The sequence below is a fragment of the Pseudomonas nicosulfuronedens genome, assembly GCF_005877905.1.
In the GTDB taxonomy this organism is placed as follows: domain Bacteria; phylum Pseudomonadota; class Gammaproteobacteria; order Pseudomonadales; family Pseudomonadaceae; genus Pseudomonas; species Pseudomonas nicosulfuronedens.
The window spans coordinates 289,337-299,001 of sequence record NZ_SWDV01000005.1 but is presented as its reverse complement, the minus strand read 5'-3'; the positions used below and the strand labels follow the sequence as shown (position 1 = coordinate 299,001).

Sequence of the window (9,665 nt, the reverse complement as noted above, 5' to 3'; positions counted from 1 at the left end):
CCGCTGGACTCCAGCGATGACAGCGGACGCAACGGCAGGGCTGGCGCGGGCAGGTAATGGCGTTGGTCGTCATGGAACTCCAGCACCTCGATGCGCAGGCGCTCGTCCATGCTGAAGCGATACCAGATGCCCACCTCGGCGGTGAGGCGCTGGATGAACGCCAGGTCGTCCTCGCCGTACTGCATCACCTGTTCGCGCTGCGGGTACTCGCGGGTCAGCTGGAAGAGGAAATCCTGCCCGGCGAAGTTGTTGCGCCGCAGGACCTGCTCGACGATCTCCGGCACGCTCTGGTTCTGGTAAATGCGGTACTGACGGGCGAACCCCAGCAGCTTCAGGCGCGGCACGAAGGTCACTTCGTAGCGCGATTCATCCCGCGAGTAGGCCAGCAGGGCGAAGCGAGTGATGGTGCCGTACAAGGTGCGCAGTGGCGCGGCAATCGGTGGCGTGTAGCCGGGGATGCCGAGCGGCTCGGGCGGGGCACGCAGGCTGAAACTGGCGTCCCGGCACAGGAAGCTGTCGCCCTCGAGGTCGCGATCGGTGCTGGTGAATTCGATGCGGTAGGTGAAAGGCTGGCTGGGGGCTTCGTCACCCTCGAAAGCGAGCACGTCGAGCGGGGCTTCAACGTCCCTGACGTGCAGGGTGTGGCGGCTGTGGTCGAAGAACCGGTGAGCGGCGTTGATGAGCATGGCAGGCGTCCGTTCCAGGAGAACGACGATCCCACCAGTTAGGCCATTGCCTTGTCATTCAGACCCGTCTGGAAATTCCGTCTGATCGTTCGTCAGGCGTGAGGGACTCAGCCTCAGTCCAACCGCTCCGCATAAGTCGTCACCAGATACGCCACCGCTTCGCTGTCCGCCGGGTTGCGGTAGCTGTGCGGTTGGTCGGCGTAGAACAGGATGGAGTCGCCGGTGCCGAGGAGGAAGCGTTCATCGTTGACGCTGATTTCCAGCACGCCCTGGGCGACTACGAGGTTTTCCTGGGTGCCCGGTGCGTGGCCGGTGGAGTGTTCGGTGGCTAGGCCCTTGAGGCGCAGTTCGTAGAATTCCACCTGGCGCGAGACGTCGAAGGGGAACAGCGCGCGGCTGACGAAGGCGCCGTCGCCGCTGACCAGGCGCTTGCTGTCGCGCGCGGGCAGTACGGCCACGCCTTCGAAGGCGCGGTCGTCGAGGAAGGCGGCGACCGAGACCTTCAGGCCCTGGGCGATCTTGCACAGCACCTTGATCGACGGGACGCTGCGCCCGGATTCGATCTGCGCGAGCATGGTACGGCTCACGCCGCAGAGCCGGGCGAGGCCGTCGAGGGAGAGGTTGCGCTTGGCGCGCAGGCGCAGCAGGTTGCTGGCGACCCGCTCGCCGATGGGGTCTTCGGGCGTGTCGGGCGTACTTTGTGTCGGATCGAACGCCACGGCGGGCAGCTCCGTGGCGAGCGGCAGGCCCATGGATCAGGCCTCGCGGCGGCCGCTGTCGCGGCTTTGCTGGACGATCTGGAAGGCGTCGTAGCCGGCGCGCTGCGCGTACAGCATCCACATCAGCTCGGCCTGGCGGCGTGCCTGACGGCGCGTGCGGTGGCGGGCGAGGTCGATGATGTTGTCGGTGCGGTCCATGGCGGCTCCAGAAGGCTTGCAGTCAAGCCGGTGGCGGTGAAGTTGGAGCTAGCCTAGCCGCGATCCTGTTAGAACCAGAAATACTGAATTAGCATTTGGTAATTACTTATTCAGCTATAACGGCCGCGACGGGAAATCCGCCTGCACGGCCACCGATACGGCGTCCGGCCGCCAGAATTCCTGGTCGAACTCCACCAGCAGGCCGTCCTCGGCGTAGTTCAACCGTTCCAGCACCAGGTTGCTGGCACCCGAGGCCAGTTGCAGTAGCTCGGCCTGGTCGTCGTTGACGGTGCCCAGGCGCAGGTTCAGCGTGCAGCGCGTCTGCACCTTGCCGAAGCGCTCGCGCAGCACGGTGGTCAGCGAGCGGTCCAGGCGCGCGTCGAGCAGGTCCGGGCACCAGCTGGCGAGCAGGGTGTTGATCTCCACCAGCACCGGGCGGCCGTCGATCAGCCGGCGGCGGTGCAGGCGGAACACCGGTTCGTCCGGCGAGGGCAGGCCCATGCGCGCGGCCAGCCAGGCGCCGGCACGGCGGCGTTCGGCGCTCAGCAGTTCGGTCAGCGGTTCGCGGCCTTGCCGGCGCACGTAGTCCATGAAGCTGACCAGCCGCGTCGGGTCGTAGTCGATGCGCGGCGGGCTGAGGTACCAGCCGCGACGGTTCTCGCGGTAGATCAGGCCTTCCGTTTCCAGTTGCTGCAAGGCCTGGCGCAGGGTCACGCGGGTGCAGTCGAAGCGCTCGGCGAGGTCGCGCTCGGGGGGCAGTTTCTGCCCGGCGAGGAAGCGCCCCTGGGCGATGTCCGCGGCCAGCTGGTCACGGATGCGCGCGTAGTGCGGCGGGATGGCCTGGTAGAGCATGGCGATCCTCAGGAATGGCCGGCGGCGAGGGCCGGCGGTTGCTCGTGCAGTTCGCGCTGCCAGGCCAGCAGGCCGTAGATCGCCAGTACCACGAAGCCGGCGTAGAGCCCGGCGGTGAGGTACAGCGCCTTGTAGAGAAAGACCCCGGTGTAGAGCACGTCGAGGATGATCCACAGCCACCAGCTGGCGACGTACTTGCGCGCCGCCCAGAAGCTCGCCACCAGGCTGAAGGCGGTCAGCGCGGCGTCCATCCAGGGCAGGGCGGCGTCGGTGTGGGTGTGCATCGCCCAGCCCAGGGCGAAGGCGCCGGCAGCGCCGGCCAGGCAACAGGTGACGGCGGTGGTGAGGGGCAGGCGTTCGACGCGCACCTTGCCGTGGTCGCTGCCGCCCTTGCTCCACTGCCACCAGCCGTAGAACTGCAGCACCACGAAGACCAGCTGCAGGAGCATGTCGGAGTAGAGCTTCACGCTGAAGAAGATCCACGCGTAGAGCAGCACCGCCACCACGTTCACCGGCCAGCACCAGCGGATGCGCCGGGCGGTGAGCCAGACGCCGAGCACGTTGACGACCACCGCGATGATTTCCAGAGCAGACATCTTGCGCTTACCTCAGAAGTTGACGCTCGCCGTCAGGCGAGCCGTGCGCGGCGCACCCTGGAACAGGTAGCCGTCGCCGAAATATTCACCGACATCGCGCCAGTAGCGCTTGTCGAACAGGTTGTCGACGCTCAGCCGCAGCACGGTCGGGTAGTCGCCGATGCGCGTGCTGAAGCGTGCCCCGGCGTCATAGACGGTGTAGCCGCCGACCTCTACTGCGCCATCGCGGTCAGCGTACTTGGCGCCGCTGTAGCGCGCCGCGCCAAGCAGGGAAAGTCCCGGCACGCCGGCCAGCGCATAGTCCGCTTGAAGACTGGCGCGCAGACGCGGGACGTTGATCGCCTGGTGGCCTTCGTAGTCGTCGGTACCGCTGTTCACTACCCGCGAGCGGATTGCCGCGACGCTGCCGCTCAATTGCAGCGCGGAGGTTACCCGGCCACTGGCGGACAACTCCAGCCCGCTGTTCTTCTGCTGGCCCTGCTGCACGTAGGTGAAGGTGCCGTTGCCGTTGGGTCGGGCGAACTGGTAGGCCTAGTGGATCTGGAACAGCGCGGCGCTCCAGTCGAAGCCGGGCAGCTCCTGCTTGATGCCGAACTCGACCTGGCGCGAGGAGGTGGGTGCCAGGGTATCGCCGGCATTGCTGGCAAACCACGGCGCTTCGCCGCCCAGGGACAGGCCCTTGCTGTAGCTGCCGTAGATCGAGATATCGGCGCGCGGCTTGAAGATTACCGCGCCATTGGGCAGGAACTCCGAGCGGCGGGTATGCCGGGTGGTGTCGCCTTCGCTGTCGAAGGTGCGTTCGTCGAGGCGGACCTGGCGACCGCCCAGCACCACCTGCCACTGGTCATTCAGCGAGACACGGTCGCTGGCGAACAGGCCGTACTGACGGCTGTCGAGGTGGCGGTAGCTGTGGCCGGGCCCGCCGTCGAAGGGCTCCACCGCGTCGATGCCGCTGTAGATGTTGCCGGTGCCGACCCATTCGTTGAGCTCCGGGCGGCTGTCCAGCACACGGCGGAAGGCCGAGGTGCCGACCGTCAGTTCGTGGCGCAGCCAGCCGGTGGCGAACTGGCCGTGCAGGGCGGCTTCCAGCTCGTCGTTGCGGCGGGTGTCATCCGGGCTGCGGAAGTCGTAGAGGTCGTAGTCGCCTTCCGGGCTGAAGTAGTTGGGCACTGCCGAGTCGGCGCAACTGGCGGCGCCGTAGCAGCCCCAGGGGAAGGCGCTGTAGTCGTCGATCACCACCTTGCTGCGCGAGGCGCTGAGGGTGCCGGTCCAGGCGTCGTCGAAGCGGTACTCGAAGCGCGTGTTGAGGTTCAGCGACTCGATGCGCACCGGGTCGGCCCAGCTCTGGTAGCCGAGGCGGTCGTGCGGGTCGATGCCGTGGGGCAGCTGCCTGCCGCCGAGCAACTGGTAGCCGGGCGCCGAGGGCTGGCGACGGTTCTGGTATTCGGCGTCGAACTGCCAGAGGGCGTTGGGCGAGAGGTTCCAGTCCAGCGCCAGGGAGGCGAAGTCGCGTTGGCCGTCGGTGTGGTCGATGTAGGAGCGCAGGTCGTCGTGGGCGAGGTTCACTCGCACGCCGACAGTCTGCTCGCTGCCCAGCCAGGCGCCGACGTCGGTAGCGACATAGCGGCCGCCTTCATCGTCCGTGCCGAGGGTCACCGAGCGCACGTCCTGGGGCCGCTTGGTGACGTAGTTGATCACCCCGCCCGGCTCGGAGACGCCGCTCTGCAGGCCGGACAGGCCCTTGAGCACCTCGACCTGCTCCTTGTTCTCCAGCGCCACGTTCTGCTCGCCGGTGATGGTGCGGCCATTGATCTTGTAGCTGCTGGCGGCGTTGAGCGAGTAGCCGCGGATCTCGAAGTTCTCGTAGTAGCCCACGGGTGCGTAGGCCTCGCCGGTGGAGGCGTCGTTCTTCAGCACGTCGCTGAGCAGGCGCGCCTGCTGGTCCTTGAGCAGGGCCTGGTTGAACACCGAGATGGACGCTGGCGTGTCCAGCAGCGGGGCTTCGCCGAAGCCGCCGACGGAGGCGCGATTGCTGGCGTAGCTCTCGGTGTCGTGGCCGATCACCGTGACAGTATCCAGGGTCGTGACGTCTTCGGCGTGGCCGGGACCGCTGGCCAGCAGCACGGCCAGGGTCAGCAGGCTGAGGGGGAATCTCGTGCGCGCGGGGCGCGGCAGGTACTGCATGAAACGCTCCTGAAGATTGCCGGGGCGTGCGCCGGGAATGCACGGGGCCTAGCCCCTCCCGCGCGAAACGGATGGCCTTGGATGTGAAACGGGATGGCCCGTGGAAGGGCTGTCAGGCCGGAGCTGCTCCGGTGGTCAATGGCAGCGAGGGCTCTGCGGCCCACTCCTGCAGCGAGCCGTCGTAGATCGCGACCCGCGTTTCCCCGGCCATTGTCAGCGCCAGGGCGAGGGCGGCGGCGGAGATGCCGCCACCGCAGTAGAGCAACAGCGGTGGCTCGGCCTGGCGCAGCCCGGCAAGGGCTTCTCCCAGTGCCGCGCCGCGCCGGTAGCGGCCGTCGTCGTCGAACAGGCTGCGCGCCGGCAGGTTACGGCTGCCGGGGATGTGCCCTCGGCGGGCATAACGGGTGACCGCGCTGCCGTCGAACAGGGCGGCGGACAGGGCGCAGACCAGTGTGCCGTCGGCTTTGCCGGCCACGACTTGCTCGACGTCGTGGCGGTCGATCCAGAAGCCCTCCCGGTACTTCGCCGGGGTCGACAAAGTGCCGCTTTCCGCCTCGACGGATTCGCCTTGTTGCAGCGAAAAACCGGCAGCGATCCAGGCGCGCAGACCGCCATCCAGCACGGCCGCGTCGATGCCCAGGCTGCGCAACATCCACCACAGGCGCGCCGCCCAGAAGCCGTCGCTGCGGTCGTAGATCACGATCAGCGAATCGTCGTGAAGGCCGAGTTTGCGCAGGGCGTCCTTCGCCCGTTGCGGATCAGGCAGGGCGAAACTGAAGGACGCTTGCGGATCGGCCAGCTCGCCGAGCAGATCGGCATGGCGTGCGCCGCGGATGTGCCCGGCGAGCCAGCCGGCGTGGCCGCTCTCGACGCGGTAGTCGCCGTCGAACCCGGGTGCGGCCAGCTCCACACTGGCGTCCAGCAGGCGCAGGCGCGGGTCATCCAGGCGGGCGGCCAGCCAGTCGACGGTGACGAGGGGTTGGTTCATCTCAGTTCACCCTGGCAGCCAGTTGGCGAAGATGCTTCAGCAAGCGCTGCCCTTCGGCTTCGAGGAACCAGCGGGTATGACCGATCAGGTAGTTGTCGTAGGCCAGCGAGGCGCTTTCGGCCGAGCCGAGGATGCCGTGGAAGTAGATGACTTCGGACAGCGCGAAATCCGCATGCACCAGCGGCAGCAACGCCGCCAGGGCGAGCAGGTCGTCGCGGCTCGGCGGACGCACGCTGGCATAGCCTTGCAGCAGGGCGTCCAGCGCATCCAGGTCGGCTATGGCAGCGCGGCCCTGGTCCAGTTCCAGCCAGGGCACCAGGTTGCGCTCGATGGCGGTGGCCAGGTCGAACAGCGCAAAGCTGCGGTCGCTCAGGCCGAAGTCCAGCATCGAGACCACCTGCGCCTGCGGGCCGTCCTCGCTCCACAGCAGGTTGGAGGCGTGCCAGTCGTTGTGGGTCCAAAGCGCCGGCTGGCGTTGCAGGTAGGGCAACAGCTCGCGTTGCAGCGGCAGGTGCAGTTCGCTGAGCGTCTCCTTCCAGGGACGTGCCTGCAGGTATTCGGCGAGGGCGGGCGCCTGCTCGAAAGTCGCCTCGATGGCGGCCAGCGGGTCCGGCGCGCCGAACAGTTTCAGGTTGCTCAGCAGCACGCCGGCCGTGCGCGAGGGGGCGTCGAAACCCTCGGCGGCGCGGTGCAGTTTCGCCAGCGCGGCGCCGGCAGCGAAGGCGTGGGCGTTGTGCTGGAACGGCGTCCAGGACAGCGTGTCGCGGTACAGGTCCAGGCCTTGGGCTTTCTCGTGGACTTCATAGGTCCAGCCGTCGCGTTCGATAGCGCTGCGGCCCTGCCGATCACGCAGTACCTGCGCCACTGACGCACCGCGTCGGGCCAGGTGATCGAGGAAGGCATGCTCCTCCGCCAGCCATGCCGCTGTGCGCACGCGGGGCGAGTGGCGTTTGACGAACAGCGTGCCGCTGGCGGACTCCACCAGCGCGGCGGCGGAGAAGGGCCGGGGGCTGTGCCAGGTCAGATGTGCCTCGTCGCCGGCGGCTGGAAAGTCGGCGAGCAGCGGGCGGACTTCCGCGGCGGTCAGCGCCGGCCAGTCGGGCTCCACCGGGTCCAGGCCCATGCCGTGGCTCAGGCGTTTGGTCATGCTGGGTTCTCCACTTGCCAGGCATTGCTGGTCGCGCCGCGCCAGACCTCCGGGTCGCGCAGCACGCCGTATTCGTGCAGCCACTGGGCGTAGGGCTGCAGCAGTTCCTTGCGCTGTTCGCCCCAGCGGCCCTGGTGCAGCCAGCTGGGCGCGATGCGCCGCAGGGATTCTGCCAGCATCGGCTGGGGAAAGTAGGGAATAGTGCGTTCGTAGACCGGCAGCGCGGCTTCCGGATCGGCCGCTGCCGCGAGGAACCCGCGCGCGGTGACGGCGAGGAAGCGCCGTGCGATCTCGGCGTTGGCGTCGAGCCAGTCCTCCCGCGCGCCGAGCAGGTAGCTGTGGTAGGGCGGGGCGCCGATTTCGTCCACCGGCAGCACCACGCGCCGCTCGTTGGGGATGGCACTGGGCAGCAGGGCCTCCCAGGCCCAGTAGCCGCCGAAACTGGCGTCGGCGAGGCCGGCGGCCAGGTCCTCGGGGCGCAGCTCGCGGAAACCGGCATCCACCAGTTGCACCGCCTCCGGGTCGCCACCGTCCTGGCTCACCAGGTGGCGCACCATGGCCAGGCCGCGCGGCGTCGGGTTGAGCGCCAGGCGCTTGCCCTGCAGATCACGGGGGCGGCGGATGCCGCTGTCCGTGAGGGTCTGGATCGACTCCAGGCCGCGATGGTTGATCGCCGCCACGCCCAGCAGCGGCTGGCCCAGCTCGCGGCGCACCAGCAGGCGGTTGCTGGGGAATACGCCGAAAGCGGCAGCGCCGCGCACCAGGTGCTCCAGGGTGTCGCCGTGATAGGGATCGTGCACCACCAGCTCCACGTCCAGCCCGGCCTCGCGGTACCAGCCGCGTTCACGGGCGAGGTAGAAGCCGGCCGAATTGGGCCAGGGGTGGAAGTATTCGAGCATGACCCGCAAGGCAAACATGGAACCTTTCTCCGAAACGGCCAGCGGCCGATGACTGCGATGGAGCGTATTCCACGGCAGAATATTTGGTATATACCAATATGATTTTCACTGGTTTTTATAATATTAAGGAATAAAAAATCCCTGCAGATGAATTCCTGCCAGGAAAGCGCCAGTTTCTCCGCTATCGCGTCAAAGCGCTCTGACTCGGTCGTCCCGGACGTTCCATGGGTTATGACCTAATGCGATTAAGGTATTTATGGTTATAAAGAGGCACGGATAAAGTAACGGCTTCTTCTAAGTCACGGCGCAAGCAGGACCATGAGCCAATCCCCCTGGGGCGCAACGCCCGTCCTGACTCTGCCGCAGGGCGAGAAGCAGCCGCTGTCGATCCGCGCCAAGGCGCTGGTGTTTTCCGATCCGCGCTCGCGTCAGTTGCTGGAGTTCCTCGACCGCGTCGGCCCCAGCGAGGTGCCGGTGCTGATCAATGGCGAGACCGGCACCGGCAAGGAGCTGGTGGCGCGCTACATCCACAGCGCCAGCGGGCGCAAGGGCGCGTTCGTCGCGGTGAACTGCGGCGCGATCAACGAGAACCTCGCCGAGAGCGAACTGTTCGGCCACGAGGCCGGTGCTTTCTCCGGCGCCACGGGCCGGCGTGCCGGCTGGTTCGAGGAGGCCGATGGCGGCACGCTGTTCCTCGACGAAATCGGCGACCTGCCGATGCCGCTGCAGGTGAAGTTGCTGCGTGCCTTGCAGGAACAGGAAATCGTCCGCGTCGGTTCGCGCAAGCCGATCAAGGTGGACATCCGCCTGGTCACTGCCACCAACGTCGATCTGGAGCAGGCGGTGGACGCCGGCAATTTCCGCCTCGACCTGTTCTACCGCATCAACGTCGCCCAGGCCCGTGTGCTGCCCCTGCGCGAGCGCCCGCTGGACATCATGCCGCTGGTGGAGCACTTCCGCCGGCTCTACGCCCAGCGCCTGAAGATCGCCGAGCCGATGTTCTCCGAGGCTGCCGTCAGCGCGCTGCTGGACTACGCCTGGCCGGGCAACATCCGCGAGCTGGAGAACGTCGTGCACCTGGCGCTGCTGGTGGCGGGGGAGAAGGCGGTGCGGCCCGAACACCTGAAGTTTTCCGCCGCGCTTTCCGGCCAGCGCATGGGCGCGGGGGCGCCCACCGGGCTGCCGCAGGAAATCATCCGCGACCAGTTGCAGCGGCTGTTCGACGTGCCGGGGGAAACCCTGCTGCACGACCTGGAAGACCTGATCGTCCGCGAGTCTTTCGCCCACTGCGGCTTCAACCAGCTGCGCACCGCCGCGCTGCTGGGTATCAGCCGCAACGCCATGCGCACACTGCTGGTCAACCACGGCCTGCTCAAGGGCCGCGCCAAGGCCTGAT

At 67.5% G+C, this 9,665-nt stretch carries 9 protein-coding genes and 1 pseudogene; 1 reads left to right on the top strand and 9 read right to left on the bottom strand.

Annotated features, from left to right (window positions below):
• The 9 genes and pseudogenes from FAS41_RS08100 to FAS41_RS08065 all read right to left on the bottom strand — a co-directional run.
• Positions 1–686: type VI secretion system Vgr family protein (locus tag FAS41_RS08100; RefSeq protein ID WP_138521083.1), on the bottom strand; the 686-nt coding region annotated here is incomplete at its 3' end.
• Between the two features lie 113 nt (positions 687–799).
• Positions 800–1,438: a helix-turn-helix domain-containing protein gene (locus tag FAS41_RS08095; RefSeq protein WP_138521082.1), complete on the bottom strand. Its 639-nt coding sequence runs from the start codon at positions 1,436–1,438 to the stop codon at positions 800–802.
• Positions 1,439–1,441: 3 nt separating this feature from the next.
• Positions 1,442–1,603, bottom strand: coding sequence for a hypothetical protein (locus FAS41_RS30805; RefSeq protein WP_017519129.1), 162 nt, complete (start codon positions 1,601–1,603; stop codon positions 1,442–1,444).
• A 114-nt stretch (positions 1,604–1,717) separates the two neighbouring features.
• On the bottom strand, positions 1,718–2,455 hold the full coding sequence (locus tag FAS41_RS08090; protein ID WP_138521081.1) for a UTRA domain-containing protein: 738 nt from the start codon (positions 2,453–2,455) through the stop codon (positions 1,718–1,720).
• 8 nt (positions 2,456–2,463) lie between these two features.
• The gene (pnuC, locus tag FAS41_RS08085) at positions 2,464–3,051 is read right to left on the bottom strand and encodes a nicotinamide riboside transporter PnuC (protein WP_138521080.1); all 588 of its coding nucleotides are present in this window, start codon (positions 3,049–3,051) and stop codon (positions 2,464–2,466) included.
• A gap of 12 nt (positions 3,052–3,063) precedes the next feature.
• Positions 3,064–5,235, bottom strand: a pseudogene (locus tag FAS41_RS08080) (TonB-dependent siderophore receptor).
• Between the two features lie 112 nt (positions 5,236–5,347).
• Positions 5,348–6,223 (bottom strand): sulfurtransferase, encoded by an 876-nt coding sequence (locus tag FAS41_RS08075; RefSeq protein WP_138521079.1) that lies wholly within the window; start codon positions 6,221–6,223, stop codon positions 5,348–5,350.
• Position 6,224: 1 nt separating this feature from the next.
• Positions 6,225–7,370, bottom strand: coding sequence for a phosphotransferase enzyme family protein (locus FAS41_RS08070; protein ID WP_138521078.1), 1,146 nt, complete (start codon positions 7,368–7,370; stop codon positions 6,225–6,227).
• Complete coding sequence (locus FAS41_RS08065; protein WP_138521077.1) at positions 7,367–8,287, bottom strand: ABC transporter substrate-binding protein; 921 nt, start codon at positions 8,285–8,287, stop codon at positions 7,367–7,369. The genes FAS41_RS08070 and FAS41_RS08065 overlap by 4 nt, the downstream gene beginning before the upstream one ends.
• Before the next feature lie 300 nt (positions 8,288–8,587).
• Here FAS41_RS08065 and FAS41_RS08060 point away from each other — a divergent pair, with 300 nt between their 5' ends.
• Positions 8,588–9,664, top strand: a complete 1,077-nt coding sequence (locus tag FAS41_RS08060; RefSeq protein ID WP_138521076.1) for a sigma-54 interaction domain-containing protein — start codon at positions 8,588–8,590, stop codon at positions 9,662–9,664.
• Position 9,665 lies beyond the last annotated feature (1 nt).

What these genes read in the sequence shown, in the direction of transcription:
- FAS41_RS08070 (WP_138521078.1), bottom strand. Translation starts at nt 7,370, where the DNA reads ATGACCAAACGCCTGAGCCACGGCATGGGCCTGGACCCGGTGGAGCCC.
- FAS41_RS08075 (WP_138521079.1), bottom strand. Translation starts at nt 6,223, where the DNA reads ATGAACCAACCCCTCGTCACCGTCGACTGGCTGGCCGCCCGCCTGGAT.
- FAS41_RS08065 (WP_138521077.1), bottom strand. Translation starts at nt 8,287, where the DNA reads ATGTTTGCCTTGCGGGTCATGCTCGAATACTTCCACCCCTGGCCCAAT.
- FAS41_RS08060 (WP_138521076.1), top strand. Translation starts at nt 8,588, where the DNA reads ATGAGCCAATCCCCCTGGGGCGCAACGCCCGTCCTGACTCTGCCGCAG.
- FAS41_RS08095 (WP_138521082.1), bottom strand. Translation starts at nt 1,438, where the DNA reads ATGGGCCTGCCGCTCGCCACGGAGCTGCCCGCCGTGGCGTTCGATCCG.
- FAS41_RS30805 (WP_017519129.1), bottom strand. Translation starts at nt 1,603, where the DNA reads ATGGACCGCACCGACAACATCATCGACCTCGCCCGCCACCGCACGCGC.
- FAS41_RS08090 (WP_138521081.1), bottom strand. Translation starts at nt 2,455, where the DNA reads ATGCTCTACCAGGCCATCCCGCCGCACTACGCGCGCATCCGTGACCAG.
- pnuC (WP_138521080.1), bottom strand. Translation starts at nt 3,051, where the DNA reads ATGTCTGCTCTGGAAATCATCGCGGTGGTCGTCAACGTGCTCGGCGTC.